Origin of the sequence: Arthrobacter sp. ISL-30, from assembly GCF_018613855.1 — a bacterium.
Classification (GTDB): Bacteria; Actinomycetota; Actinomycetes; order Actinomycetales; family Micrococcaceae; genus Arthrobacter.
Genome location: NZ_JAGGPK010000038.1, coordinates 1 through 25,328, shown reverse-complemented (window position 1 = coordinate 25,328; position 25,328 = coordinate 1). Strand labels below are relative to the sequence as shown.

Genomic DNA, 25,328 nt, shown 5'->3' with positions numbered 1-25,328 from the left:
CCCGCCTTTTCTTCAGAAGGCTAGCGGACAGCCACAAGGTCCACGACGAAGATGAGTGCCTCGTTCGGGCCGATGGCGCCGCCGGCACCGCGGGAGCCGTAGGCCAGTTCGGAAGGGATCTCCAGGCGGCGACGACCGCCCACCTTCATGCCCAGCAGGCCCTGGTCCCAGCCCTGGATGACCTGGCCGACGCCCACGCGGAAGTCCAGGGGCGCGCCCCGACCCCATGAAGCATCGAATTCTTCCCCGGTGGACCAGGCGACGCCCACGTAGTGGGTGGACACCGTGTCACCGGCTTTAGCTTCGGCGCCGTCGCCTACGATGATGTCCTTGATGACGAGCTCGGTGGGAACATCGCCTTCCGGGAAGTCGATCTCGGGCTTCTGACGGTCGTAATCACGCTGACCAAATGACATAAGTTCTCCTTTGTTGGTTGGAAGGAATGACGATTGGAGGCCGAAGGAACGGGCTTGGTGTCAGGTGCCTAAAGGCTGTCAGGCCTGCCGCGCGCCCAGGATATCCACAACGAATACGAGGTCGCCCTTGGCCGTGCCTTGACCGGCGTCGCCGTAGGCAAGGTCCTTCGGGATGACCAGGAGCACGCGTGAACCAACGGTTTTGCCTGTCAGTCCCTGCGTCCAGCCCTTGATCACACCGGTAAGTGCGAAGGTTGCAGTTTTGCCACGGTCGTAGCTGGAGTCGAACTTTTCTCCCCCCACCAGGTTTACACCCACATAGTTGACCGTAAGGGTATCGGATTCCTTCACCTCGGGGCCGCTGCCCTTGATCAGGTCCTGCGCGATCAGCTCTGTGGGAGCTGCAACGCCGTCCACCGAAATCTCCGGAATGCCCTTGTCGTTGACCTTCACGCCAGGAAGGCCAGCAGGAGGAGTAACATCCTCACCTTCCGGCTTCTCGAGCACCTTCGGGGCGTCCTTGGCGGAGAGGAGCTTGATAATGATCAGCTGCGTGGGTCCCGCTTCGGCGCCCGCCTGGGGTGCGCTTCCGGGGACAGCAAGGGCAAGGCTGGAGCCCAGCTTGGCACCAACGAAGGCGTTGTAGATCAGGGGGCTGCCTTGCTTGAGCTCATCGTTAAGCTCAACTGGTTCCGCGTCACCGGCAAAGGTGTCCTCGAGGGTCTTGCCCTCCTTGCCGTCGACCGCGACGTAGGAGAATTCGGCGATCTGGTTGGCCTTTACCCGATCTCCAGTGCCTTCGGTGACAACCTTGACGGTAGGCTCAGACACTTCCAGGGGCTTCGAGAACTCGACGCCGGGCGCCTTTTTCTCCCCGTTGTCGGACAGCTTCAGGGAATCGAGCTTGGAGACGTCTCCGGCTGACTGGCTGGTGGGCTCCGGGGCCGCCGGGCTGCCGCCACATGCAGTAAGCAGGAGCAGACCCGGAATGAGGATGGCTAGAAGTCGGCGCACAAAATGAACTTTCGTCGGGGCAGGGGGGTCATGGCATCAGCCGGCAGTGCACTGTTTGTGCGCTTGCCGGCGTTCGGCAATACTGGGCAGCCTTTAAATGCCTGGGCAGCCTTGAAGGGCCTTATCCAGAATAACCCGCGAAGCTGGGAGTCAGCTCATTGATTCCAGGAGGGCATCCACGCGCTCATCAACACTGCGGAAGGGATCCTTGCACAGGATTGTCTGGTGTGCGCGATCGTTCAGCTTCAGATGTACCCAGTCCACCGTGTAATCCCGCCCAAGTTCCTGGGCCCTGCGGACGAAGTCGCCCCGGAGCTTAGCCCGAGTGGTCTGGGGCGGGGCGTCTACGGCATCCTTGACCTCCGTCTCGGTCACGACGCGGCGAACAACTCCGCGGGACTGGAGAAGGAAGAACAGTCCGCGTTGGCGGGAAATGTCATGGTAGGTCAAGTCCAGTTGGGCGATCCGCGCCGAATCCAGGCCAATATTGTGCCGTTTCCGGTAGCCATCCATCAGTTTTTTCTTGATGGCCCAGTCGATCTCGGTTTCGATGCGGCTCGTATCGCCGCTTTCGATCGCGTCCAGGGTCCTGCCCCAGAGATCAAGGATGAGCGGTACATGTGGATTGTGGGCACCGTTTGCGGCAATGAACTCGATGACCTTGCCGTAGTACTCCCGCTGGATCTCCAGCGCCGTGAGCTGCCGCCCATTGGCAAGGCGCACCAGCGCCCGGCCGGTGAGGTCGTGGGAGATCTCACGGATGCTGCGGATGGGGTTCTCCATACGCATGTCCCGCATGATGACACCCGCCTCGATCATCCGAAGGATAAGGTCCACCGTGCCGACTTTGAGCAGTGCGGTGGTTTCAGACATGTTGGAGTCGCCGACGATGACGTGGAGTCGACGGAAGAATTCGGCATCGGCATGCGGCTCATCACGTGTGTTGATGATGGGCCGGGAGCGCGTGGTGGCCGAGGACACGCCTTCCCAAATGTGGTCTGCGCGCTGCGAGAAAGCGAAAGTTGCCCCATGGGGAGTCTTCAGGATCTTTCCCGCGCCCGCGATCAATTGCCGGGTGACCAGGAACGGAATCAGGATTTCAGCGAGCCTGGAGAATTCTCCTCGACGTGGAATGAGGTAATTCTCATGACTGCCGTACGAGTTGCCCGCGGAGTCCGTATTGTTCTTGAACAGGTAGACGGTGCCATTGAAGCCTTCGGCCGCCAACCGTGCCTGCGCCTCGTCCACGAGGTCGTCCAGAATGAGCTCCCCGGCACGGTCATGGGCAATGAGCTGGGCGAGGTCGTCGCATTCCGCGGTGGCGTATTCCGGGTGCGACCCGACGTCAAGGTAGAGCCGGGAGCCGTTAGTGAGGAACACATTGGAGGACCGCCCCCAACTGACAACCTTGCGGAACAGGTATCGCGCCACTTCCTCCGGTGCAAGGGGCCGCGAGTCGGGGCTGGAGTACGAAATCCCGAACTCCGTCTCGATGCCGAAAATTCTTTTGTCCATTTCAGGCCTCCCCTGCCAGCAATTGCGAAAACTCGTCGGCGGTGAGCCGCCGGAACGCGCGGCGTGAACCCCGGTTGCTTTCGGAATCCCGGTCCAGGACGGCAGCTTCGACGGCGGTGGGCGGCAAAGTGTCGACTTCCTTGTCGGTAGCGAGTGCGCGCAGGGCCAGGCGGAGGGCGTCACGGAAGCCCAGCTCCGCGGCCCAGCCTCCCGCTACGGCCTCAGCCACCTGCTCGGCCTGGCCGCCCATTGCCACAAAGCCGTTCTCGTCGGCGATGGAACCGTCAAAGGTCAGTCGATAGAGGTGGTCCTCTTCCTGCGTCCGTCCAACTTCGGAAACCGCAAGTTCTACTTCAAACGGTTTCTGCTCAGCGGTGAAGACGGCGCCGAGGCTTTGCGCGTAGACGCTGGCAAGTCCGCGGGCCGTAACGTCCTCGCGATCGTAGCTGTAGCCCCGAATATCGGCATACCGCACCCCCGCCTGCCTGAGGCTTTCGAATTCGTTATATTTGCCCACGGCTGCGAAGGCGATCTTGTCGTAGATCTCGCCGATCTTGTGCAGCGAAGGCGAGGGGTTTTCGGCGACGAGGGCAATACCGTCAGCGCAACTGATCACTACCACTGAGCGACCCCGCGCAATACCCTTCCGTGCGAAATCCGCACGGTCTTTCATCAGTTGCTCGGGCGAGACATAGAACTGTTGCGCCATATCAGGCCTCCCGTCCGGCGATTGCCCTCGATTCGACGATGTTTCCCGCTATGGCTGCAAGCTCCCGCTCCGGGACGCGGCGTGCACCGGACCTGTTCACGGTATACACCACCGGCCACAATTGTCGGACCGGATCCGGCCCGCCTGTGGCGGAGTCGTCGTCGGCGGCGTCGTAGAGGGACTCGACGGCGATGGCGACGGCCTCCTGTTCGGGCAGGTTTGGGCGCCACAGCTTCTTGAGGGCCCCACGGGCGAACACGGAACCGGAGCCGACGGAATGGTGCTCCCGCTCCTCATAGCGGCCGCCCGTGACGTCATAGGAAAAGAGGCGGCCAACCCCGGCCACGGTATCGAACCCTGCAAACAGCGGGATGACGGCCAGCCCTTGGAGGGCCATGGGCAGGTTGCTGCGGATCATGGCACCGAGCCTGTTGGCCTTGCCGTCGAGGCTGAGCAGGGTTCCTTCAATCTTTTCGTAGTGCTCAAGCTCAACCTGGAAGAGCCGGGTGATGTCGATGGCGATGCCGGCCGTCCCTGCGATTCCCAGGACGGAATACTGGTCGGCCGGAAACACCTTTTCGATGTGGCGGCTGGCAATGACATTTCCCATGGTTGCCCGCCGGTCACCCGCCATCAGGATGCCACCTGCGTAGCTCAGGGCGACGATGGTAGTGGCGTGCGGGTGCGGCGGGATATTTCCGGCAGGCAGAGTGCGGTTGTACGGAAGGAGTTCGGGCCTTTCGCGCTGCAGGTGCTCCGTGAACGAAGACGTTGCCTGGGCCGCTACGTGGCTTGCTGTGGGTTGCTGCACTGCTGCACTCCTTCGACGCTGATTCCGAAGCCCGGGATCGGTGGTGGACCGGGCGGTACAACCGGTATTGCGACTGAGGCTATTGGCCGCCTTTCTGGACGAAAGCGCGAACGAATTCCTCGGCGTTGGACTCCAGGACTCCGTCGATTTCATCGAGGAGGTCATCGACGCCCTGCGTTGCCGCTGAGGCCTGCGCCTCGGGTGCGGCGGGAGGGGCCTCGGGGACGTCTTCGTCGACCTCGCGTGCCTGGGGTTGCTGTTGCTCCTGGCCTGCCATTTCCTTCTCCTTCTGTCCGTCCCCAAAGTGGGGACTTCCTGTATGCCCATATTGCCACGCGGCGGGCCGCTGCGGGATGGTTTACGCCGGAGGCGGAGGGCTCTTAAGGCCCAGCAATTCGGCGAGGAAGGATCCCGCATCGCGGTGCCGCGCAAACAGTGGGCCGGTCAGTTCCTCGGTGCCGCGCAAGGGTTCGCGGGTAGGGACTCGCTGGAGCTTGCCAATGCCGGGAACGTCGAAAATTACGGAATCCCAGCTGGCACCGACGACGTCCTTGCCGAAGTTGGTGACGCAGCGTCCGCGGAAGAACGCCCGAGTGTCCCTTGGCGGTTCGGTGACAGCCCGCGCGATCTGGGCGTCGTCGACGATACGGTCCATACGGCCGCGGGCGAGAAGACGATAATACAGTCCCTTTTCCGGCCTGATGTCTGCCCACTGGAGATCCACAAGTCCGAGGCGGGCGTCTCCCCAGCCGAGGCCGTCCCGCTGCCGGTAGCCGTCAAGGAGGGACAGTTTTGCCAGCCACTCCACAGAGGAGGCGGCCGAGTTCAGGTCGCTGCCCAACATGGACAGAGTCGCTTCCCAGCGCTCCAGGACAGTGTGGGTGTGGCCGTCGCCGCTGATGGAATCTGCGACGCCGGACTCCTGCGCCAGCTTGGCGGCCGCCTCGTAGTACATCCACTGGATGTCCAGGGCCGACACCCGCCGCCCGTCGAGCAGCCGAATGGTTGATGTCAGCGAGATGTCATGGCTGACGGATTGGAGTGCCGCCACCGGTTCATGGATCTCAATGTGGGGTGCCTGCCCGGCCTCTATCAGGCTGAGCACCGTCGCCGTCGTGCCGAACTTCAGGAAGTTCGATGCCTGGCTGAGGTTGGCATCGCCGATGATGACGTGAAGCCGGCGGTATTTGTCCGCCGTCGCGTGCGGCTCGTCGCGGGTGTTAATGATTGGGCGTCGGATGGTGGTCTCGAGTCCCACTTCCGCTTCAAAAAAGTCTGCCCGCTGGCTGATCTGGTAGCCATGCTGGGAGCTGTCCTGGCCAAGGCCAACCCGCCCGGCGCCACAAATCACCTGGCGGGTGACGAAAAACGGTGTCAGGCCCCGAATAATGTCGCCGAACGGCACTGAGCGGGGCATGAGGTAGTTCTCGTGGGAACCGTAGGAGACGGATTTGTTGTCTGTGTTGTTTTTGTAGAGGTTGATGGGCGGCAGGTCACGGTCCGCCGCTACCTTCCTCACCGTTGCCAGGGCTACGAGGTCTCCGGCCGCGTCCCAAATCACCGCGTCCCGCGGGTTGGTCACTTCCGGGCTGGAGTACTCGGGGTGGGCGTGGTCGACGTAGAGCCTCGCACCGTTGCCGAGGACCATGTTCATCAGGAGCGTGCCGGTCTCATCGGCACCGTCGGCCTCAAGTTCCTGGCGACCGTAGGCAAGCGCGACGGCTTCCGCATCCAGGACCGGGGGCTGGTCCGTCAGTTGGCTGGGATCGGCGGCACTGCGTTCCAAGGTCCACCCGCGGGCATCGTGCAGCGGCTCCTCATCCGTGTAGTCCCACCGCGTCTCGGCTCCCCCGGCAGCCCTCTGCCGAGTCACCTGGGCGTAGGCCTGGATGATACGGGCGGACATCATGGTGGCGTTGGCCGTCGGGGCGGATGGGGCGTGGATGCCGTATTCCGTCTCGGATCCCATGACCCTCATGGCGCCGCCGGCAGGCAGGGCCTCCGTAGCGGCGCCGTCCGGACGGGCCGTCACAGGTACTGGCCGGTGTTGGGAGTCGTTTCAATCGACTTCCCGGGCTCCTGGCCGGCCTTGCCCTGGACAATGGTTCGGATGTAAGTGATTCGTTCGCCCTTCTTGCCGGAGATGCGTGCCCAATCGTCCGGGTTGGTGGTGTTTGGCATGTCCTCATGCTCACGGAATTCATCAACCACCGCACGCAGCAGGTGGTCGATGCGAATGCCCTTTTGGTTGGTCAACAGGAGATCCTTGATGGCGTACTTCTTGGCCCGGTCCACCACGTTCTGGACCACTGCACCCGAGTTAAAGTCCTTGAAGTAAAGCATCTCGGTGTCGCCGTTCGCGTAGGTGACTTCGAGATATTCATTGGACTTCTCAGTCGAGTACATGGCCTCCACCGTGCGCTGGATCATGGCATCCACAGTCGCCTGAACATCGCCTCCGTATTCGGCGAGGTCGGAGGGATGGAACGGCAGGTCCGTGGTGATGTACTTGCCAAAAATATCCGCCGCGGCCTCGGCGTCCGGACGCTGGATCTTGACCTTTACGTCAAGCCGGCCCGGCCGCAGGATGGCAGGATCAATCATGTCCTCGCGGTTGGAGGCGCCGATCACGATCACGTTGTCCAGCCGTTCGACGCCGTCGATCTCGCTCAGCAACTGCGGAACGATGGTGGTTTCGACGTCGGACGAGACGCCCGTGCCGCGGGTGCGGAAGAGCGAGTCCATCTCGTCGAAAAAGACCACCACGGGGCTTCCATCTGAGGCCTTTTCCCGGGCCCTCGAGAAGATCAGCCGAATATGCCGTTCTGTTTCGCCAACGTACTTGTCCAGGAGCTCGGGCCCCTTGATATTCAGGAAGTAGCTCTTCAGGTCAACGTTTCCGGCGCGTTCCGCCGCCCGAGCCGCCAATGAATTTGCAACTGCTTTGGCAATGAGGGTCTTGCCGCAGCCGGGAGGTCCGTACAGGAGGATGCCCTTGGGGGCCTTTAGCCCATGTTCCCTGTACAGATCGGGGTGCAGGAACGGAAGTTCCACGGCGTCGCGAATCTGCTCGATCTGCGGTCCGAGGCCGCCAATGTCCTGGTAGGTGATGTCGGGGACCTCCTCGAGCACGAGGTTCTCAACCTCGGCACGCGGAACCTTTTCCAGTGCGTAACCGGTTCGCGAATCGATGGCAAGGGCGTCACCTACACGAAGCGACTGCTTCTGCAGGGCACCGGAGAGCCGGATAACCCGCTCTTCGTCCGCGCGTCCCACCACGAGGGCGCGATCGTTGCCCAGCATTTCCTTCAAGGTAACGAGTTCCCCGGCCCTCTCGTATCCAAGGCCGGCCACCACTAGCAGCGCTTCGTTTAGAAGGACTTCCTGGCCGACCGACAGCTGGCTGACGTTGACCAGGGGGCTCACGCCAACGCGCATCTTCCGGCCGGCGTTGAAGATGTCCACCGACTCCTCGGTGGCGGCCTGGCCGGAGTTTCCCGCCGTCGGCTGGCGACGAGGGTTGATCTGCAGGATCGTGCCGAAGCTGTAGGGCGGCTGGCCGTCCTGTTCCAGCGCGCCTTTGAGCCGCAGAATCTCCGCCTTCGCGGTTTCAAGCATGGCAACGAGCTTGTTGTTGTTCTGGGTTGCCGCGGCAAGCTGGCGGTCGATATGGCGCAGTTTGTCGCGCAGGATATTGATTTGCCGTTCGGCCACACTCAGCTCGGCATCGGCCTGTATTGGCTGGAGGGCAGCAGCGCTGCCCTCCACGTTGTGTCCACCTGCGGATGCCTGTTCCTCCGGGTTTGTCCGCCCGAAGTCGTTGCTCGACGTATCCACGATGCATCAGCCCCTTTCTGCGCTCCTATTAAGACGATAGCCCCGAAACGCTGTGTGCTGATGGTGACATCCGGAATCCAGACTAGTTTGTGACCTTAGGATCGTTTGTGACCGTGGGCTCGTCAACGACGTTCGTGCCCGCAATGGCGTCGCGGGCGGCGCGGCGAAGCTTCTTGTCGGACACGGCCCGCTCCCCCACAGCCCCGGGGGTCCAGGCATTCAGGTCCTCTTCGCTGAACTCCGTCTTGGAGGGCCGGCGCTTGACGGAGATCGCCGTGACGCCCTCGGCCAGGCGCCGGGTAACCAGCAGGAAACCTGTGTGCGCGACCATCCTGTGGTCAGGGCGGACCGCCAGGCCTTCCAGGTGCCAGCCCCGAACCAATGATTCCCACGCATCCGGCTCGGTGAAACGGCCGTCCGCCCGAATGGCCTCGGCAGTGCGGGAAAGCTGCGTTACAGTGGCCACGTAGTTGATCCAGACGCCGCCAGGGGCGAGCACTGTGGCTACGGCATCCAGGCACTCCCAAGGTGCCAGCATGTCCAGGACAACCCTGTCGACGGACCCCGGCTCCTCGCTCCGCACAACTTCCTCCTGGAAATCGCCGAGGGAGATCTTCCAGGCCGGATGGGGGCCGCCAAAAATGGTTTCTACGTTGCCGCGCGCAATGTCCGCAAACTCCTGGCGCCGTTCGAACGAGTGCAGGTAACCGGCGTCGCCCACCGCTCGGAGCAGCGAGATGGACAAGGCACCTGAGCCGACGCCCGCCTCAACCACGCGTGCCCCGGGAAAGATATCGGCCATGGTCACGATCTGGCCGGCATCCTTGGGGTAGACCACGGCCGCTCCGCGGGGCATCGACAGGACAAAGTCGGACAGCAAGGGGCGCAGCGTCTGGTACTGCTGGCCGATGTTGTTGGTGACGACGGAACCGTCCTGCTGACCGATGATGTCATCGTGGTTCAGGAAGCCGCGGTGTGTGTGGAATGCCCCGCCTTCCTCCAAAGTGATGGTGTTCATCCGGCCGCGCTCATCAGTGAGCTGCACCCGCTCGCCAACTCTGAAGGGGCCGCGACGCCTGGCGGCCCCCACCGGTTGCGCTGCCTGGGTGCCGATTTCGGCTTCGTTGGCGGCGGTCTCGCTGCTCATGGGACTTTCCTCAATCCTGTACGTGTTGGGCCGAAATCCGTGCCGCCTCTTGGCGGGCAGGACTCTGCCCGGAATATTTCACGACCGGCAGGTAACTCTACCGGCTGGGGCCCTAACGGCGCCCGTTTCGACGGGGATCCTTACCTGTAATGGCAGTCACTACGGCGGACTGCCTGAGCAGCCCCGTGACAACGCCTGCCTCGTCCACAACCGCGTATTCGCCGCCCTCAAGCTGGGCGAGGTACTGGATCAGTTCCTGGCCCTGCGAAGACTCCGGCACGTAAGCGCCAGGGTCGAGGGCATGCGAGACTGCCAGGACGGACGTGGTTTCGGCGGCCGTGGCGGGGACCTGGGAGGCTGCGTAGGGATCCACGACGCCCTGCGGCCGCCCATCGGGGCCGCACAGGATGACGGCGGGCGTCCCGGCAGGTGAGACTCGAAGGACGTCCGCAACAGTCGCCGTCCCGGCCAGCCCGACGGCGGGTTCGGCCAGGGCCGCGGCGCTGACCAGATGCAGGCGGCTGCGGAGATGGCCGTGTTGGATGGCCGCGGAAGCACCCATCCACAGGAAGCCGCACACGAGCACAGTAATGAGCATCAGGCTCACGTCCGGGCTTGCTCCTTGGAAGAGCGGCAGGACGACAAACCACAGGACAAGTGCAGCGACGATGACGCGTCCGGACCACCCGGCGGCAATGGTTCCCTTTTCCTGGCTGCCGGTTGCCTTCCAGACGGCCGATTCCACGAGTCGGCCGCCGTCCAGTGGCAGGCCGGGCAGGACGTTGAAGATTCCGATCACCAGGTTGGCCCACATGAGGATATTGGCCAGGATGTCCGCGACTCCTGAGAATGCGTTTGCCGAAACCAGTAGCCAAGTGATGCCAGCCAGCACGAAATTGGCGGCAGGCCCGGCCATGGCCACCACCACTGAACGTCCGGGAGACGCCGTAAACGATTCGAACTGGGTGTGTCCACCCCAGAGATTAAGGACGATCTTCTGCGTGGGCCACTTGAAGGCCTTGGCGCTGAGGGCGTGCGCCAGCTCATGCACCAGGACCGATAGAGCCAACAGCACCGCGTAGGCGAAGGCTACGAAATAAGCGCCGACACCCAGCTGGGGATTCCGCACGAGCAGTGCCGGGCCGTAGACGATGACGATGAAGGCGGCAATCGCGAACCAGGAGTACGCGAGGAAGACGGGGATGCCGGCGATGCGCCCAAGCGGGATTCCTTCTTTCCTCCCAGGGCGCATGGCCGCCCTGCCTTCCGGGCCCGGCACTGCCACTTAGTTCGCTCCTTCGAGAAGACGGTTCTCGCGCCGGGCAATGGCCCGGGCGGCCACCAGGCGTTCGAGGTCCGCGACTGTCCTTCCGGACAGGGAGCTCCAGGTGCTTCGGCGGTTGTCTTGAGGCAGCGGGAGCTGGTGCGGAATGCCGACCGTCACGACCCCTGACGAGACGGCCGCCATCACACCGGGGAGCGAGTCCTCCAGTGCAACGCAGTGATCGATTCCCAGTTTCGGATCCGCAGCCTGGAGCCGTTCCACAGCAGTCAGGTATGCCTCGGGGTGGGGCTTCCCGTGGGTCACGGTGTCGCCGGTTACAAGGAACTCGAAGTAGGGCCGGGGCAGGCTGGCTACGACTTCGCGTGCCAGTGGGCCCTCCGACATTGTGACCAGGGCGCAGCGAATTCCAGCGTCCCGCAACTGGTCGAGAAGCTCGCGGGCTCCCGGCCTCCATGGCACTTCCTCGCGAATCCTGCTGATCACCTGTGCGCTGAGCGTGTCAATGATTTCCCTTGCCTCAAGGCGGACTCCGGCGTTCTGCAGGATCCCCGCCGAGTACGTGAGCGACTGGCCAACCAGGCGCATCGCCTGCTCGTGGGACCAGTGCCCTCCGTGGGCTTCAACCAGCCGATGTTCGGCGGCAATCCAATAGGGCTCGGTGTCCACCAGGGTCCCGTCCATGTCCCATAGCACGGCTTTCAACTGGGACGGTGATTCTGTGGCACGCATGGGTTCCAGTCTACGTGGAAGCATGAGTGCGCCCGGACGCACTACGCGCACGGCGAAGAAAGCCCCTGATAGCGGCTGATAGGCGGCAAGGAACAGTATCGGCGGCGGCAAATGTGCAGAACCTGCCCCTTAATGCGCTGCATCCAGAGCGATCTTAGACGTAGGGTGATTGGATGAACAGCATGGACGGAGCCCTCGACGGACAGGACAGCACGCAGGAACCGGAGCGCCTCCTGCAGCCGGTGCCCGAGGGGCAGCGGATCACCGTAATGCTTGCCGCTTTTGAAGGTTGGAACGATGCCGGCGAAGCCGCGAGCGATGCCCTGCAGTACCTGAACAAACTGTGGGACGGCAAGAAGGTCGCTTCGGTGGACGCCGATGAATACTACGACTTCCAGTTCACCAGGCCCACCGTGCGGCGCACTGCCTCCGGAGGCAGGAAAGTGAAGTGGCCATCCACCCGTGTCTACCGCGCCAGCGTCCCGGACTCCAACGTCGACGTCGTATTTGTGCTTGGCACTGAACCGTCCTACAAATGGCGGGCTTACACGGCGGAGCTGCTGGTCCACGCCGAGGCCCTCAAAGTGGACTACGTGGTGCTGGTGGGTGCGCTCCTGGCTGACGTGCCGCACAGCCGGCCCATCCCCGTGAGCACCACCACCGACGACGCCGGACTGCGTGAGCGCCTCAACCTGGAGTCCTCGCAGTACGAGGGTCCTGTGGGAATCGTTGGGGTGCTGGCCGAGGTAGCGCTGCTCGCGGGACTTCCTACGATTTCGCTCTGGGCTGCCGTTCCGCACTACGTCGCCCAGGCGCCGTCCCCAAAGGCGCAGCTGGCGATCCTGCACAAGATCGAGGACCTGCTGCAGCTCCCGTTCGACACGCACGCCCTGGCCGAAGAAGCCGAGGCATGGGAGCGGGGAGTCGACGAGCTGGCCACGGAGGATCCGGAAATCGCGGCGTACGTCCGGCAGCTTGAGGAGGCCAAGGATACGGCTGACCTTCCGGAGGCCACGGGCGAATCCATAGCCCGCGAGTTTGAGCGTTACCTCAAGCGGCGGGGCAAGGACAAGCCCTAGAGCTCCACGCCAAGGAGGGCATTGATGGCGTCGCCTGCAAGGGCGACGTCCGTCGCGCTGGTTGCCTGCACGCCCTCGAGGGCTGCGGCTGCCCATGCGTCGATGGCGTCGATCGCCCCGGGGGCGTTGAGGTCATTGGAGAGTTCGGTGCGCATGGCGGCAACAAGGCCTGCCGCCGATCCTTCAGGGGCGCGATCCACGGCCGCCCGCCACCTGGTGAGCCGTTCCTTCGCATCCGTGAAGCCTTGATCGGTCCAGGACCAGTCCGCGCGGTAATGGTTGGCCAGGATTGCGAGCCTGATGGCAGCCGGATCTTCGCCCGCGAAACGTAGTTCCGACACCAGGACGAGGTTGCCCTTGGACTTGCTCATCTTTTCGCCGTCGAGCCCCACCATGCCGGCGTGGGCGTAGTGGTGCGCCAGCGGCACCCCGGTCAGGGAATAGGCATGACCTGCTCCCATTTCATGATGGGGGAAAATCAGGTCAGAGCCCCCGCCCTGTACACAAAACGGAGCTGGAAGGTACTTCTGCGCGATGACTGTGCATTCAATGTGCCAGCCGGGTCGTCCGGGCCCGAGCGTGCCGCCCGGCCAGCTCGGTTCGCCGTCGCGGGCTACCCGCCACAGGAGGGGGTCCAGTGCCTGGCGCTTGCCGGCCCTGCCTGGGTCGCCGCCGCGCTCAGCGAACAGTTCCAGCATCTCGGCTTCGCCTAACCCGGAGATTTCGCCCAGGGACCAGGCGTCCGCCGCGTCGGAGCGCTTGCCGGCTGCTTCGACGTCGTAATAGACGTCTCCGTCCGGCTCGCCTCCGGTGCCGTCCACGCGGTACGCCAGGCCATCGGTGATCAGCTTTTCGACGGCGGGGACGATGTCCCCGATCGATTCGACGGCGCCCACGTACCGATCCGGGGCAAGGACATTGAGGGCTTCCATATCCGAACGGAAAAGTTCGATCTGGCTGGCTGCGAGGTCGCGCCAGTCGACCCCCGTAGCCGTGGCACGTTCCAGCAGCGGATCGTCCACGTCGGTGACGTTTTGAACGTACAAAACCTTCTGTCCGCTGTCACGCCATGCCCTGTTCAGCAGGTCGAAGGCGACGTAACTTGCCGCATGACCCATGTGCGTGGCGTCATAGGGAGTGATACCGCAGACATACATGGACTGCTCCGTACAGCGTTCAACATCCGTGACCATGCCACGGGCCGTATCGAACAATTTGATGCCAGGCATTGAGCCCCGAAGCTCAGGAACGGGGCGGGAGGTCCACGATTTCACAGCCCCAACACTAGCGCTAGGCGCTGATGACATTGAAACCGAGAAGCAGGTACAGGGCCATCCCCAACAGGATCCGGTACCAGACGAAGAGGCGATAGCTGCGCGTTGAGACGAACTTCAGGAACCATCCGATGATGACGTAACCGACGCCGAAAGCGATCGCCGTCGCAAGGGCCGTCTCCGGAAGACCGTAGGGGCCGCTGACGCCGTCCTTCGCTACCACCTTGTACAGCTGGTAAAGACCGCTGCCGAAAACGGCCGGGATTGCCAGCAGGAAGGAATAGCGTGCTGCGGCTTCCCGTGTGTAGCCCATGAGCAGTCCGGCGGTGATGGTTCCGCCGGAACGGGACACCCCGGGAATCAGGGCCATTGCCTGGGCCAAGCCGAAAAGCATGCCGTGCTTATAGCCGAGTTGCGTGAGGTCGCGCTGTTGCCGGCCTACGGCGTCGGCAACAGCGAGGATCAGTCCGAAGACAATCAGCATGGTCGCCACAAGCCACAGGCTGCGTAATACGGATTCGATCTGGTCCTGGAAAAGCAGGCCGAGGATGATGATCGGAAGGCTGCCAAGGATCACCAGCCACCCCATCCGTGCGTCGGGGTCATTCCGTGGCACCCTTCCCCGGAGTGCACCGAACCACGCCCTGAAGATGCGTACGAGGTCCCGCCAGAAGAAAACGATGACCGCGGTTTCGGTGCCCAACTGGGTGATGGCCGTGAATGCAGCGCCTGGATCTGCTGCGTTGGGCAGGAAAGAGCCGATAATGCGCAAGTGTGCGCTCGAGGAGATTGGCAGGAATTCGGTCAGGCCCTGTACCAGTCCAAGGAAGGCAGCTTCAATCCAGTTCACGTGAATAGACCATACGTCATGAACCCTGAGAACTGCCCGTAAGCTAGCAGCTATGCAGCAGCGTTACGTGGGGAACAGTGGGTTCCGAGTGTCCGCCTTGTCCCTCGGCACCATGACATGGGGCCAACAAAGCGATGAGCACGACGCCGCCGAGCTGCTGCGCATGTTCCTTGATGCAGGAGGCACCCTCGTAGACTCGGCCGGTTCCTATGCGGACGGCCAGGCGGAGGCCCTGCTTGGCTCCATGTTGGGCGATGTGGTTTCCCGTTCGGAGCTGGTTATCTCCACGAAAGCCGGTTTGTCCACGCTTGACGGGCGGCGAAGCATCAATGCATCCCGCGGCGCCATGCTCTCCGGCCTCGATGCGAGTCTGGCACGCCTTGGCACTGACCATGTGGACATTTGGTTTGCCCATGCCTGGGACGGCAACGTTCCGCTAGAGGAAACGCTCTCCGCCTTGGAGCTGGCTGTTCGCAGCGGCCGTGCGCGCTACGTGGGGATATCGAACTACAACGGCTGGCAAACGGCCAAGGCCGCCGCGATGGCAGGCTTCACTTTGGTGGCGAACCAGTCCGAGTATTCGCTCCTCAAGCGCAAGCCGGAGGAGGAGCTAATCCCCGCAATCGAAGACGCGGGCCTGGGCCTCATGGCCTGGGCGCCCTTGGGGCGCGGGGTGCTCAGCGGCAAATACCGGGGCCAGATTCCGGCCGATTCCAGGGCTGCACAAGGCCCATTCAGCGGCTACGTGGAGCCGTACCTAGAGGCCCGCTCCACGCGCATCGTCGAGGCTGTGGCCATGGCAGCGAGGGGCCTCGGCCGCTCCGCTCCGGATGTCGCACTCAGTTGGCTGCTGTCCCGGCCGGGCGTCTCGACGGCGGTAGTCGGTCCCAGGAACGCCGTCCAACTCAAGGAACTGCTGGACGCACAACTGGCCCCTGTTCCGGCGGAAATTGCCCGGGCCCTGGAGGATGTCTCCGCCCCTTAGGCGAAACCTCCAGGCTGGCTGCCATCGACTGATGCCGGGCTGGCTACCGATTTTGTCCGGCTACTGATTTTGGTCGAGGATTTCGAGGTCTTCCTCGTCGTCGAGGACTTCCTCCTCGTCTTCATCCTCGTCGTCGAACACCTGTAGCGGAGTCACTTCCTGATAGGACTCGTAGAGCGCGTCCTCGTAGACCTCGAAAGCATCGGCGACGGCGAAGAAGGCGGCTTCCACAGCTGGATCACCCTCGCCTCGACGGGCAGAAGCAGCAATCAGATGCTCTTCCAAGGCGGCGGTCAAAGACTGAAGCGCGACACGCGGATCGATGCTCATGACTTCACGTTAGCCGGAAAAGGGCGAAAATGGAGAGCAATGAAGGAACAATTTCTGAGCAGTTCGGTAGAGCGCGAACGGGACTATGAGAGGCAGTACGAGTACCTCGTACTGACGGTCGGTCCTGATGATTCCTTGCCCGAGGCACGCCGCCGACTTGTTGAACATTCCGAGTACGGCAAGTGGGAACTGGAACGCAGCAGGCTCTATATGGGGGGCGGACGGCGTTTCTGGCTGCGTCGTCGCATCATCTCCGTGCAGCGAACGGCCTAGCAGTCAACCGGCGAGGGTTCACCCCTCAAGAGGACCCAGCCACGCATTTGCCACAGTATTGTGCGCCGATTCATCGTCCGAGGGGTGGAACATTCCGGCCAATACGTCCCGGTAGAGCCGCTCCAGCTCCGAACCCCTGAAATAACTGGACCCCCCTGCCACGCGGATAGCGAGGTCCACCACTGTGCGGGCCGTCTCCGTGGCATGCACCTTAAGCGCCACAAGTTTGGCAAACCACTGGCCTCCGTGCTCCACCAGGGCATCAACGTCACCCGCCACTTGGGCCACATGCGGATACAGCCCCTCCATTGCGATGGCCGCCTCGGCCACCTTCCAGCGAATATCGGGATCCTTCGCATAGCTCCGCCCGCCATTCTTCAAGGACGTCCTCTTGCCGGCAGCTTCGGCTGCCAGCTCGAGGGCGCGTTCGCCTATGCCCGTGTAAACGGCTGCCAGGAGCGTCTCGAAGCAGGCGAAGATGGCAAAGATGAGGGGGTCGGCATTGGGACCTACAGGCAGGGTGCGGAAAATACGATCCGCAGGCACCACTGCCCCCTCCAAAACCGTGGTGTTGGACTGGCTGGCGCGCATGCCGAGGGCGTCCCAGTCCTCCAGGATGGTGTAGCCGGGGGTCTCCCGCGTGATGAAGCCGTGGACGAGCTCTCCGGCCCCGTCGTTGGCCTGCGGGTCCTTGCCGAAGATGCCCAGGCGGGTCCAGGCGGGTGAAAGACTCGTGAAGATCTTTCGACCCGTGAAGCGGTAGCTTCCGTCCCCTAGCGGTTCGGCCGTGGTGAGGGAGTCGAACAGCACGGAGTCATTGCCGGCCTCCGAGTTGCCGAACGCAAAGAGCTCTCCGCGCCCCGCCTCCTTGAGGACAAGGTCCAGGGAGTCGTCCCCGCGCTCGGCCAGGACGTGCGCAACGCCTGTCCAAACCAAGTGCATATTGACGGCAAGTGCCGTGGCGGGGGCCGCCGTTGCCAGCCGCCGTTGGAGGCCAGCCACCGCTTCCAGCCCAAGCCCCATTCCGCCGTCGGACTCTGGAACGAACAGCCCGAGGTACCCGGCCTCCCGCAACTCCTCGAGGTCTTCGTAGAAGAACGCATTGTCCCGGTCATAGCCGGCAGCACGGCTTCGAAACCGGGCCAGCAGGCCGTCCGGGAGGACTGAAGCCTCGTTCATGACGGTGTTCCTAGTAGTTGCTGATCAGCCTGTTGAGTACCCGTGCCCCGAATTTCAGGGAGTCGGCCGGGACCCGCTCGTCAACGCCGTGGAACATGCCTGTGAAGTCCAGCTCCGCCGGGAGCATCAGCGGGGCGAAGCCGTACCCCGTGATGCCAAGCCTGCTAAGCGACTTGTTGTCCGTGCCGCCGGAGAGCGTGTATGGAAGGACCTTTGCCCCGGGGTCTTCAGCATGCAGGGCATCGATCATTGAATCCACAAGGTTTCCGGCGAACGGCACCTCCAGGGATACGTCGTTATGTACCGAGCTGATTTCGACGCCGGCACCGGCCAGTTCCTTCACGATCTCCAGGACGTGCTGTTCCTGGCCGGGAAGGGTGCGGCAGTCGATGAGGGCCTCGGCCGACTCCGGAATGACGTTGTGCTTGTAGCCGCCGCGCAGGAGGGTGGGGTTGGTGGTGTTCTGCAGGGTTGCGCCAACGAATCGTGCCACGGTTCCAAGTTCCTTCAGGAGCTTGTCCGGGTCCTCGGGATCGAATTCGACGCCGGTCAGTTCGCTGACCCCGTCAAGGAACTGCCGGGTGGTCGGCGTCAGTTCGATCGGCCAATCGTAGGCGCCGATCCTGGCTACAGCCGCGGCGAGCCGCGTCACCGCATTGTCGGTGCTGATCTGCGAACCGTGCCCGGCACGGCCATGCGCAACGAGACGCAGCCAGTTCAGTCCCTTTTCCGCCGTCTGCAGCAAATAGGTGCGCTGTCCGCCGATGGTCGCGGAGAAACCGCCAACCTCGGAAATGGCCTCGGTAGCGCCGTCGAAAAGCTCAGGTCGATGATCGACGGCGTAGCGGGCACCAAAGGTTCCGCCCGCCTCCTCGTCGGCGAAGAACGCGAAGATGATGTCTCGCCTCGGCTTCCGTCCCGTCCGGGCAAAGTTCCGCAGGACGGAGAGGATCATGGCGTCCATGTCCTTCATGTCCACCGCTCCCCTGCCCCAGATGAGCCCGTCCTTCAGCTCTCCACCGAAGGGGTCAACGGACCACTGCTCCTTCAAGGCGGGCACGACGTCCAGATGGCCGTGCACTATCAGCGCGCTTGCGCTCGGGTCTTCGCCCTCGAGGCGTGTGACAACGCTGGCGCGTCCAGGAGCCGATTCGAACACTTCCACATCGAGGCCAACCTCGCTGATCAGACCGGCAGTGTATTCGGCTGCCTTGCGCTCGCCGGGGCCTGAGCCGTCGCCAAAGTTGGACGTGTCGATCTGGATCAGTTCCTGGCAGATCCGGACAACTTCGTCTTCAGGGCGGACATCAGACATCGCTTGGCTCCTCGGTTGGCTGGACTGCAGCTCCCTTGGGAACTGCTCGACGCCGTAGATGGGATCGGCTGCCGGTCGGCATTTCATCAGCCTACCCACCACTCCATCGATCCGTGCCGACGTGTCCCATTCCTTAATTGGAGTTTGCTGGAAAGGCATAGGAAAAGGGCCCTGACCAGCCCCGATTTTTTCCTTTCCCGATCTTCGTGTTAGAGTTTTTCTCGCTGCTTCGGAGGAAAGAGAAGCGCTGAGAGGCGCAAAACGAAGGCTCCGAACACCACCGGCGCGGGTGGCGGAATGGCAGACGCGCTAGCTTGAGGTGCTAGTCCTCGAAAGGGGGTGGGGGTTCAAGTCCCCCTCCGCGCACATGGGAAAACCCCGGAAAATCATTGATTTTCCGGGGTTTTTTGTGCCTGCCGGTCGTAACAATCGCGTCCGCGTAGTCCGATGCAACCAGCAACGTTGCACAATTGTCAGCGGGCCGGCAGAGCCGCCGGTCCCTTCCGGTATGCAGCAGCAGAATGGCCGGCAGCCGGACCGGTTACGGGAACAATATGAACAACGAATACAACCTGACAGACGGATCGCCGCGTTACGGAGCACGTTCCGACGACCACTCCTCTCCCCCGACGCCGGGTGATGCATTGCGCGTCGAGGAAACGCCTGAAGCCGCTGCCCGGCTGGGATTGGATCACTTGGCGGCAGCCATCGACCGCCGCCTCACCAGTTTCTGGGCGGACCGGGAGAACCCTCTTGTGGTGCAACTGAGGAAGGCGTATCCGGAGGAGCTCGCAGCGGCCCGAGCCCTGGTCAAATTGCACCTGGGGTCACAACGCCAGTGGCGAATCAAGGCACAGGCCGTCCGAGACAAGCACCTGGCAGAGACCATGCGACGGCGCCGCGCCTCAGGCAGCGCCCTGGAGATCATGTTCCTGCGCCTTGGCCTCATCATCGCCCTGATCGCTCCGCCCGTTTACGTTGTGGCGACCAGTAGGGATGACATTCTGAAGCTCGTCCTCACAGGGGCGGTGTGTATGGCGGCCGCTTACCTGGGCGGCCACTTCATCACCATCCGCTCCAGAATCCCGGTAACGCCGAACATCTATGGTCCTTGGTTGAGGGAGCTGCGTGAGGACGTCGTCAACGCGACGCTGGTCGCGATCCTGCAGAACAAGGGAGCGGCTATCGAGCCGGCGACGGCGGCTGCCGGGCGCCGCGGCTGGGACAGCATTGCGTCTGCAGCCAGGGCAGTCGAGGCGCTCCAGGGCTGACCGGCCGCCCGGCCCGTTTGCTAGGCCAGGCGGCTGCGGACGATCTCGCTGACTGCCTTCCCATCGAAGCGTCCGGCAACTTCAGCGGTAACGGGTTTCATCACGGCACCCATCTGGCGCATCGTGAGTTCCATGCCGTCAGCCTTCAAGCCAGCGATGGTCTCGTCAACGATCGCTTCGACTTCGGCGGCCGTCAAGGCCTTGGGCAAGTACGCCTCGATGACTTCAGCCTCAGCGATCTCCGCCGCAGCGCGCGCGTCCTCGCCAGCTTCGGCGTAGATGCCTGCGGTATCCCTGCGCTTGGCAGCTTCCTTCTGCAGCAGGGCCGTGACCTGGGTATCGTCCAACTCGACGGGCGTCTTGCCGGACTTCTCGCGTGTCTCGATCTCACCCAGCACGTTGCGCACAGTGGTCAGCGCTGTCCGGTTTCCGGCTTTCATGTGGACGATCACATCCGCATGCAGTCGCTCCTTCAAAGTGGTCATGGCGCTCCTCAGTTTGTCCTTTCCAGCAACATTAGCGCCGAGACGCTCACTTCGGATGCGACGATATGTCGATGATGCCCCTCAGCGAGATCCGACGAATCAAGGAATCCGTGGATGCGGACTGGCGTTCGAAAATCGCCGACGACGTCGGACGTGCATGGAATCTTGATCCCGGCAGCCCCCGATGGTGGAGGTCGAGCGCCAGCCACGTCTTCGTGATCCCCGGGGCCCCACGTCGCTTTCTTCGCTTCGTGCCTGCTGATACAGAAACAGCGCTGCGGTTCCGGCGCGGAGCACAACTTGCCAGCGACTTTCCCCATGTCCGCGGCCTCTGGGTCGCTCGTCCTCTGCCCTCCAAGTCTGGCGACTGCGTGCCAACGGTAACCACGTCGTTCGGCCCCATGTCGGCGATGCTCGTTGAAGAGGCCCCGGGCATCACCCTCGACGCACCGTCGCTCACGCCGCAACATGCCCGAGAGTGGGGCCAGGCGCTTGCCCTTTTTACGCAGCTGCTCCCCGCACTGATGGCTTTGAATCTGACCTTCCCTCCGATAGCGGAAAGCCGGCTGAACCGCTCGCACTCCTTCATAAGCTGCTCCCTGCTTTTGCAAGACCCGCGCACACACACGTGACAATGCACGGTGATTTCGAACTCGACAATCTCCGCTTCTCCAATGAAGGCGTGGCGATATTCGACTTCGACGAAACAGGCTACGGCACGGCTGCTTCCGACGTCGCACGTGCGACTCGTGCCCTACATGGCGAGGAGGGGGCTGACCTCCAACCTACGCTCTACGGTGAGTTCCTCAACGGATACCGCTCTGAGCGGGAGTTCACTGAAGAAGAGGAAGCTTCGGTGGAAGCCTACTTGCTGGATCACTCCGCTCGGCGCGCCCTAGATAGTTCGATCCTTGACGAGGGTCATCGTCCCTCCGATCCGCTGTGGCAGCGGGAACTCCACGACGAAATCCTCGCAGCGAACCACTGGCACCGTGGAAAAGTAGTAGCCGCTATTCGTGAACTAGGACATGACCCGGCCCCGTTTGAGCCGCGGACCTATTAGTCGCAGTCCTTCAAGATTCCTGCGATCGCATCGTGCTCGGGCTGCGTGACCCAGAGTTTGTACTTGGCCTTGACTGTGACCTGGCGGGCGACATATTCGCAACGGAACGCCTTGTTGGAGGGCAGCCATGTGGCGGCATCTTTATCGGACTTGGCCATGTTCGCGGGACCGTCGGCGGCCATGAGGTTCAGCGGATCGTTGGCAAACTGCTTCCGCTGCTCTTCGCCGATCTGCTGAGCACCGGTCTGCCAGGCCAGGCTGAGAGGGATGATGTGGTCGATCTGCACGGCGGAGCTCGTTTCGGTTCCGCGGACGAACTGAATGGTCTTGCCTGTGTACTTGTCGGCCAGCGTGCCGGTTGCGACGACGCAGTTGTGCGTGCCCGGCTTGAATGTCTCGTCCGTCAGGTCACGGGCGAGGATGTCGTTGCGGGTATCACAGCCGTTGTGGTCGATGTCCGTCCAAGCGGCGCTGAACTGTTCTCGGCTATAGCCGGTTTTCGGTGCACGGCCCTTGACAGGGATAGTGGCCAGCTGCGCCAACGATGCCTGCACGTCGACGCCGGAGGCTTGGCTTGTCTGTCCGGAGGTGACAGCCGTCGTGGGCAGCGTCATGGCCTGGGCGGCGGCGTCGCATCCGGCAAGTCCACCAGCAAGAAGCAAAGCGGCGAGGGAGGTCAGGGTCCTGGTGGCTGCGGTGCGTGTGATCGTCATGTCCTTCATGTCTACGGCGGCACCGTACAGGCTATCCGGAGATCGGGTGGCAGGCTGGAATCGCCACACGCAGGAAAATGAGAAAATGAGAAAATGAGATAACTGCTACGAAATGGGTCGGCCGTGATGGAGGGAACGGGTGGCGCCGCGTCGATCTCCCGGCAAGAATAAGCCTCATGCAGCTCCCGATCATGCCCCCTATTGCACCCATGCTGGCCAAGCCGGTGAACACTATCCCGGATGGTGCGATGAGCTATGAGCCCAAATGGGACGGGTTCCGGTCCATCATCTTCCGCGACGGGGACGACATCGAAATCGGGAGCCGGAATGAAAAACCCATGAACCGCTACTTCCCCGAACTGATCGAGGCGCTCAAAGCCACTGTGCCGGAACGTTGCGTTCTCGACGGCGAGATCGTGCTGGTGGGCGCATCCGGGGACCGCCTCGACTTCGAGGCGCTGCAGCAACGGATCCATCCCGCGGCCAGTCGGGTCAGACTGCTGGCCGAACAGACGCCGGCGAAATTCGTGGCATTTGATCTGCTGGCGCTCAATGATGAGGACTTGACGGGGAGGCCGTTCGCGGAGCGTCGCAGCGCCCTGGAGAAGGCGCTGGCCAACGCGGACGCCCCCATCCACCTCACGGCCACGACCCGGGACAAGGGAACCGCTGAACAGTGGTTCAACCAGTTCGAAGGCGCCGGCCTTGATGGCATCCTGGCCAAGCCACTGGATGGCACCTACCAGCCGGACAAACGGGTGATGTTCAAAATCAAACACCAGCGCACAGCTGACTGCGTCGTCGCCGGGTACCGCTTGCACAAGAGCGGCGATGATCGGATCGGTTCCCTGCTGCTAGGCCTTTATACCGACGACGGTCGGCTGGCGAGTGTGGGTGTGGTAGGCGCCTTTCCGATGCAGCGTCGGAAGGAACTGTTCGAGGAACTCCAGCCACTCGTGACCAGCTTCGACGGGCATCCATGGGCCTGGGCCAAACAGGAGGAAGGCAGCAGGACACCGCGGAACGCCGAGGGCAGCCGCTGGAGCGCCGGCAAAGATCTTTCCTTCACGCCACTGCGGCCCGAGCGCGTCGTTGAGGTGGCTTATGACCATATGGAAGGAGAACGGTTCAGGCACACTGCCCAGTTTGTACGCTGGCGCCCGGACCGGGATCCGGAATCGTGCACCTACGAGCAGTTGGAAGAGCCCGTGAAGTTTGATCTCGCAGCTGTCCTGGATAACGGAAACCTAAACAAACGGCCGGAGTGAGCCGAGCCTGGCTTGTCCATGCCTCGGCGCTCGCTGAATTCTCGACAAAACCTAGGACGAAACCGACATAACCTCCGACTATCCTTGAGCATGGTGGGCCACTCTTTATTCAAGCTCAAAAGGCAGGAAGATCTGCCGGCGAAGAGAGCACCAAGGCTGCAAGGAAGCAGGAGCCATGAAGACAGCAACAGCTCTGGACGAGATCACCGCCATCAACGGCGTCATCACTGACCACCGTCCCGTTGACTTCCACGCCTTGGGGCTCGCCGGCTGCATCGACAGGCTGACTGCTCCCCTGCGACTTGACGGAACCGGGGTGCACTGGGAGACGCCGCACCATAGCATTGAGATCTCGGCGCGCTCGGCCTCGCTGCTCTACCAGGCGGCCCAGGAGGCCCTCAGCAACACGTACAAGCATGCGCACGCGCAGGATGCCACCATCCGGCTCGCGGCGGTCTATCACGGAATCAGGCTGGCGATCACAGACAACGGCTCCGGCTTTGACAGCCAGGCTCCCCGCACTCGTGGGGACCACGGCTTTGGCCTCCGCCTCATGTCCATCGCCGTGCATGAAGCAGGTGGCACCCTCTCGATTGAAACCGCCCCCGGCGAAGGCACGGCCTTAATCGTCACCCTGCCGCTGGACTAAGCGCCGCCCGCTCCTGTTCCAGTGCACCACGCGGATTTCTGACACGCATCCGCGGCCCACACCCGGCAGAATATAGCTATGGCTGCGATCATTCTCGGGTGGAACCCTGATCGGTGGAATGACGGTGATTACACCGCCGCAGTTGCCCAATGCCAGGATGCCGGCCAGGTGCTGGACAATTGGGCAGTTGACCGCCACCTGAGCATTGTGCCAGGCATGGAGTCCTGGATCTTCCTGCAGGCAACCCCTGGTCAAGGACTGCTCGGCCACGGCATTGTCATTTCGGAGCCAATCGCTCCCCCGCATTCTTCAGCGGAGGCCCAGCCAAAGGCCCAAATCAGGATCTCCTTCGATGCCTTGCATCCACTGGGCAATCAGGTTCCACCGGCCATTCTCGAGGCCGTAGTCCCCGGCGTGCCCTGGGAACACATCTCGAGCTCCGGGACCATGGTCGATCCCGTGGACGAGCCACGAATCCGCAGTGTTTGGCGCGAGTTTGGTCCGGAGAGTGTCGGTGAGCCAACCCAGCAGGTTCCGGGCACGTACCCGCCGGATGCCGTCAGCCGCGTTGACGTCATCCGTTACGAACGCAGCCCGGAGGCTCGCAGGGCGTGCATCGCATTCCATGGAACGCGTTGCGCTGCATGTGGCTTCTCCTTTGAGGTGGCGTATGGCGAGATCGGCAGGGATTTCATCCACGTGCATCACCTCGTCCCTGTTTCCCAGCTCGGCAAGGAATATCAGCTGGACCCGACCACAGACCTGGTGCCCCTCTGCGCGAACTGCCATGCGATGGCCCATCTGGGTGTGAGCACGCCGCGGACGGTGGCGGAACTGCGTCGAATCGTAGACACGGCGGGATTCCTCAGTGGACAGACTGTGGACCCTAGAACACTGGATGCCGAGCGGGATGCGCAGCGAATCCTCGATCAGCGCGACTAGCGACCCGCTCAGTCCGCCTGGCAGGGGTCCCGGAATTCCTCGCGTAGTCTTGAGCCTTTTCAGAGTTGACTCTTGATTTTGCCCTGTAACTATTTCTCTATGGCTCCACGGCCGGCCGGGCAACTTCCCCCCGAGACCCCGGCCGGCTGTGTCAGCCTGACGATGAGGGTCCTAGTACTACAGTCGCGG

Annotated in this window: 26 protein-coding genes and 1 tRNA gene; 9 read left to right on the top strand and 18 right to left on the bottom strand. The window is 62.8% G+C overall.

Annotation, left to right across the window (positions count from 1 at the left end; genetic code table 11):
- Positions 1-20 precede the first annotated feature (20 nt).
- The 11 genes from J7E82_RS14950 to J7E82_RS14900 all read right to left on the bottom strand — a co-directional run bounded on the left by J7E82_RS14950 (position 21) and on the right by J7E82_RS14900 (position 11,463).
- Positions 21-416, bottom strand: a complete 396-nt coding sequence (locus tag J7E82_RS14950; protein WP_214863983.1) for an FKBP-type peptidyl-prolyl cis-trans isomerase — start codon at positions 414-416, stop codon at positions 21-23.
- 78 nt (positions 417-494) lie between these two features.
- Entirely contained in the window at positions 495-1,430 is a 936-nt protein-coding gene (locus tag J7E82_RS14945; RefSeq protein WP_214863982.1) for an FKBP-type peptidyl-prolyl cis-trans isomerase, read from the bottom strand.
- 150 nt (positions 1,431-1,580) lie between these two features.
- Positions 1,581-2,945 carry a Pup--protein ligase gene (gene pafA, locus J7E82_RS14940; RefSeq protein ID WP_214863980.1) on the bottom strand — a complete coding sequence of 455 codons (1,365 nt, stop codon included), beginning with the start codon at positions 2,943-2,945 and terminating at the stop codon, positions 1,581-1,583.
- 1 nt (position 2,946) lies between these two features.
- The gene (gene prcA, locus J7E82_RS14935; RefSeq protein ID WP_214863978.1) at positions 2,947-3,654 is read right to left on the bottom strand and encodes a proteasome subunit alpha; all 708 of its coding nucleotides are present in this window, start codon (positions 3,652-3,654) and stop codon (positions 2,947-2,949) included.
- Position 3,655: 1 nt separating this feature from the next.
- Entirely contained in the window at positions 3,656-4,465 is an 810-nt protein-coding gene (gene prcB / locus J7E82_RS14930) for a proteasome subunit beta (protein ID WP_214863976.1), read from the bottom strand.
- Between the two features lie 79 nt (positions 4,466-4,544).
- A complete protein-coding gene (locus tag J7E82_RS14925; RefSeq protein ID WP_214863974.1) occupies positions 4,545-4,742 on the bottom strand; it encodes a ubiquitin-like protein Pup in 198 nt (65 codons plus the stop codon).
- A gap of 81 nt (positions 4,743-4,823) precedes the next feature.
- Positions 4,824-6,443, bottom strand: a complete 1,620-nt coding sequence (dop, locus tag J7E82_RS14920) for a depupylase/deamidase Dop (protein WP_214864019.1) — start codon at positions 6,441-6,443, stop codon at positions 4,824-4,826.
- A gap of 50 nt (positions 6,444-6,493) precedes the next feature.
- A complete protein-coding gene (gene arc / locus J7E82_RS14915; RefSeq protein ID WP_214863972.1) occupies positions 6,494-8,302 on the bottom strand; it encodes a proteasome ATPase in 1,809 nt (602 codons plus the stop codon).
- An 82-nt stretch (positions 8,303-8,384) separates the two neighbouring features.
- The gene (locus J7E82_RS14910; RefSeq protein WP_251041937.1) at positions 8,385-9,449 is read right to left on the bottom strand and encodes a tRNA (adenine-N1)-methyltransferase; all 1,065 of its coding nucleotides are present in this window, start codon (positions 9,447-9,449) and stop codon (positions 8,385-8,387) included.
- Between the two features lie 112 nt (positions 9,450-9,561).
- On the bottom strand, positions 9,562-10,701 hold the full coding sequence (locus J7E82_RS14905) for a site-2 protease family protein (RefSeq protein WP_214864017.1): 1,140 nt from the start codon (positions 10,699-10,701) through the stop codon (positions 9,562-9,564).
- Positions 10,702-10,734: 33 nt separating this feature from the next.
- Positions 10,735-11,463, bottom strand: coding sequence for an HAD family phosphatase (locus tag J7E82_RS14900; RefSeq protein ID WP_251041936.1), 729 nt, complete (start codon positions 11,461-11,463; stop codon positions 10,735-10,737).
- 173 nt (positions 11,464-11,636) lie between these two features.
- On the opposite strand from J7E82_RS14900, the gene J7E82_RS14895 reads away from it, so the two are divergent.
- Positions 11,637-12,542: a PAC2 family protein gene (locus J7E82_RS14895; protein ID WP_214863968.1), complete on the top strand. Its 906-nt coding sequence runs from the start codon at positions 11,637-11,639 to the stop codon at positions 12,540-12,542.
- On the opposite strand, the gene mshC is transcribed toward J7E82_RS14895, so the two are convergent.
- Together mshC and J7E82_RS14885 are read right to left on the bottom strand one after the other, a co-directional pair.
- Positions 12,539-13,816 (bottom strand): cysteine--1-D-myo-inosityl 2-amino-2-deoxy-alpha-D-glucopyranoside ligase, encoded by a 1,278-nt coding sequence (mshC, locus tag J7E82_RS14890; RefSeq protein WP_214863966.1) that lies wholly within the window; start codon positions 13,814-13,816, stop codon positions 12,539-12,541. The genes J7E82_RS14895 and mshC overlap by 4 nt on opposite strands.
- A 16-nt stretch (positions 13,817-13,832) precedes the next feature.
- Positions 13,833-14,666 (bottom strand): undecaprenyl-diphosphate phosphatase, encoded by an 834-nt coding sequence (locus tag J7E82_RS14885; protein ID WP_214863964.1) that lies wholly within the window; start codon positions 14,664-14,666, stop codon positions 13,833-13,835.
- Positions 14,667-14,718: 52 nt separating this feature from the next.
- Between J7E82_RS14885 and J7E82_RS14880 the strand changes: the two genes are divergently transcribed.
- Positions 14,719-15,651, top strand: a complete 933-nt coding sequence (locus tag J7E82_RS14880) for an aldo/keto reductase (RefSeq protein WP_214863962.1) — start codon at positions 14,719-14,721, stop codon at positions 15,649-15,651.
- Positions 15,652-15,711: 60 nt separating this feature from the next.
- On the opposite strand, the gene J7E82_RS14875 is transcribed toward J7E82_RS14880, so the two are convergent.
- Positions 15,712-15,981, bottom strand: a complete 270-nt coding sequence (locus tag J7E82_RS14875) for a hypothetical protein (protein WP_214863960.1) — start codon at positions 15,979-15,981, stop codon at positions 15,712-15,714.
- 39 nt (positions 15,982-16,020) lie between these two features.
- Here J7E82_RS14875 and J7E82_RS14870 point away from each other — a divergent pair, with 39 nt between their 5' ends.
- Positions 16,021-16,254, top strand: a complete 234-nt coding sequence (locus J7E82_RS14870) for a DUF5703 family protein (protein WP_214863958.1) — start codon at positions 16,021-16,023, stop codon at positions 16,252-16,254.
- Between the two features lie 18 nt (positions 16,255-16,272).
- On the opposite strand, the gene J7E82_RS14865 is transcribed toward J7E82_RS14870, so the two are convergent.
- Positions 16,273-17,433, bottom strand: coding sequence for an acyl-CoA dehydrogenase family protein (locus tag J7E82_RS14865; protein WP_214863956.1), 1,161 nt, complete (start codon positions 17,431-17,433; stop codon positions 16,273-16,275).
- A 10-nt stretch (positions 17,434-17,443) separates the two neighbouring features.
- Positions 17,444-18,748: a M20/M25/M40 family metallo-hydrolase gene (locus J7E82_RS14860; protein ID WP_214863954.1), complete on the bottom strand. Its 1,305-nt coding sequence runs from the start codon at positions 18,746-18,748 to the stop codon at positions 17,444-17,446.
- Between the two features lie 283 nt (positions 18,749-19,031).
- Between J7E82_RS14860 and J7E82_RS14855 the strand changes: the two genes are divergently transcribed.
- Positions 19,032-19,114 (top strand) — tRNA-Leu (locus J7E82_RS14855).
- A 188-nt stretch (positions 19,115-19,302) separates the two neighbouring features.
- A complete protein-coding gene (locus J7E82_RS14850) occupies positions 19,303-20,019 on the top strand; it encodes a hypothetical protein (protein ID WP_251041935.1) in 717 nt (238 codons plus the stop codon).
- 20 nt (positions 20,020-20,039) lie between these two features.
- Here the strand turns inward: J7E82_RS14850 and J7E82_RS14845 are convergent, their stop codons facing one another.
- Positions 20,040-20,504 (bottom strand): GatB/YqeY domain-containing protein, encoded by a 465-nt coding sequence (locus tag J7E82_RS14845; RefSeq protein WP_214863952.1) that lies wholly within the window; start codon positions 20,502-20,504, stop codon positions 20,040-20,042.
- A gap of 478 nt (positions 20,505-20,982) precedes the next feature.
- On the opposite strand from J7E82_RS14845, the gene J7E82_RS14840 reads away from it, so the two are divergent.
- Positions 20,983-21,567 carry a phosphotransferase gene (locus J7E82_RS14840; protein ID WP_214863951.1) on the top strand — a complete coding sequence of 195 codons (585 nt, stop codon included), beginning with the start codon at positions 20,983-20,985 and terminating at the stop codon, positions 21,565-21,567.
- On the opposite strand, the gene J7E82_RS14835 is transcribed toward J7E82_RS14840, so the two are convergent.
- Complete coding sequence (locus J7E82_RS14835) at positions 21,564-22,289, bottom strand: HNH endonuclease family protein (protein WP_214863949.1); 726 nt, start codon at positions 22,287-22,289, stop codon at positions 21,564-21,566. The genes J7E82_RS14840 and J7E82_RS14835 overlap by 4 nt on opposite strands.
- 167 nt (positions 22,290-22,456) lie before the next feature.
- Between J7E82_RS14835 and J7E82_RS14830 the strand changes: the two genes are divergently transcribed.
- The 3 genes from J7E82_RS14830 (at position 22,457) to J7E82_RS14820 (ending at position 25,139) form a co-directional block, all read left to right on the top strand.
- Complete coding sequence (locus tag J7E82_RS14830; RefSeq protein ID WP_214863947.1) at positions 22,457-23,548, top strand: ATP-dependent DNA ligase; 1,092 nt, start codon at positions 22,457-22,459, stop codon at positions 23,546-23,548.
- Between the two features lie 175 nt (positions 23,549-23,723).
- On the top strand, positions 23,724-24,197 hold the full coding sequence (locus tag J7E82_RS14825; RefSeq protein WP_214863945.1) for a sensor histidine kinase: 474 nt from the start codon (positions 23,724-23,726) through the stop codon (positions 24,195-24,197).
- Positions 24,198-24,275: 78 nt separating this feature from the next.
- Positions 24,276-25,139: an HNH endonuclease gene (locus J7E82_RS14820; RefSeq protein ID WP_214863943.1), complete on the top strand. Its 864-nt coding sequence runs from the start codon at positions 24,276-24,278 to the stop codon at positions 25,137-25,139.
- Positions 25,140-25,328: the final 189 nt, after the last annotated feature.

Bases quoted from the DNA above. Each gene is read 5' to 3' on its own strand.
- J7E82_RS14950 (WP_214863983.1), bottom strand. From the start codon at position 416: ATGTCATTTGGTCAGCGTGATTACGACCGTCAGAAGCCCGAGATCGAC.
- pafA (WP_214863980.1), bottom strand. From the start codon at position 2,945: ATGGACAAAAGAATTTTCGGCATCGAGACGGAGTTCGGGATTTCGTAC.
- prcA (WP_214863978.1), bottom strand. From the start codon at position 3,654: ATGGCGCAACAGTTCTATGTCTCGCCCGAGCAACTGATGAAAGACCGT.
- J7E82_RS14925 (WP_214863974.1), bottom strand. From the start codon at position 4,742: ATGGCAGGCCAGGAGCAACAGCAACCCCAGGCACGCGAGGTCGACGAA.
- dop (WP_214864019.1), bottom strand. From the start codon at position 6,443: ATGAGGGTCATGGGATCCGAGACGGAATACGGCATCCACGCCCCATCC.
- J7E82_RS14910 (WP_251041937.1), bottom strand. From the start codon at position 9,449: ATGAGCAGCGAGACCGCCGCCAACGAAGCCGAAATCGGCACCCAGGCA.
- J7E82_RS14905 (WP_214864017.1), bottom strand. From the start codon at position 10,701: ATGCGCCCTGGGAGGAAAGAAGGAATCCCGCTTGGGCGCATCGCCGGC.
- J7E82_RS14900 (WP_251041936.1), bottom strand. From the start codon at position 11,463: ATGCGTGCCACAGAATCACCGTCCCAGTTGAAAGCCGTGCTATGGGAC.
- J7E82_RS14895 (WP_214863968.1), top strand. From the start codon at position 11,637: ATGAACAGCATGGACGGAGCCCTCGACGGACAGGACAGCACGCAGGAA.
- J7E82_RS14880 (WP_214863962.1), top strand. From the start codon at position 14,719: ATGCAGCAGCGTTACGTGGGGAACAGTGGGTTCCGAGTGTCCGCCTTG.
- J7E82_RS14875 (WP_214863960.1), bottom strand. From the start codon at position 15,981: ATGAGCATCGATCCGCGTGTCGCGCTTCAGTCTTTGACCGCCGCCTTG.
- J7E82_RS14870 (WP_214863958.1), top strand. From the start codon at position 16,021: ATGAAGGAACAATTTCTGAGCAGTTCGGTAGAGCGCGAACGGGACTAT.
- J7E82_RS14865 (WP_214863956.1), bottom strand. From the start codon at position 17,433: ATGAACGAGGCTTCAGTCCTCCCGGACGGCCTGCTGGCCCGGTTTCGA.
- J7E82_RS14860 (WP_214863954.1), bottom strand. From the start codon at position 18,748: ATGTCTGATGTCCGCCCTGAAGACGAAGTTGTCCGGATCTGCCAGGAA.
- J7E82_RS14850 (WP_251041935.1), top strand. From the start codon at position 19,303: ATGAACAACGAATACAACCTGACAGACGGATCGCCGCGTTACGGAGCA.
- J7E82_RS14845 (WP_214863952.1), bottom strand. From the start codon at position 20,504: ATGACCACTTTGAAGGAGCGACTGCATGCGGATGTGATCGTCCACATG.
- J7E82_RS14835 (WP_214863949.1), bottom strand. From the start codon at position 22,289: ATGAAGGACATGACGATCACACGCACCGCAGCCACCAGGACCCTGACC.
- J7E82_RS14830 (WP_214863947.1), top strand. From the start codon at position 22,457: ATGCAGCTCCCGATCATGCCCCCTATTGCACCCATGCTGGCCAAGCCG.
- J7E82_RS14825 (WP_214863945.1), top strand. From the start codon at position 23,724: ATGAAGACAGCAACAGCTCTGGACGAGATCACCGCCATCAACGGCGTC.
- J7E82_RS14820 (WP_214863943.1), top strand. From the start codon at position 24,276: ATGGCTGCGATCATTCTCGGGTGGAACCCTGATCGGTGGAATGACGGT.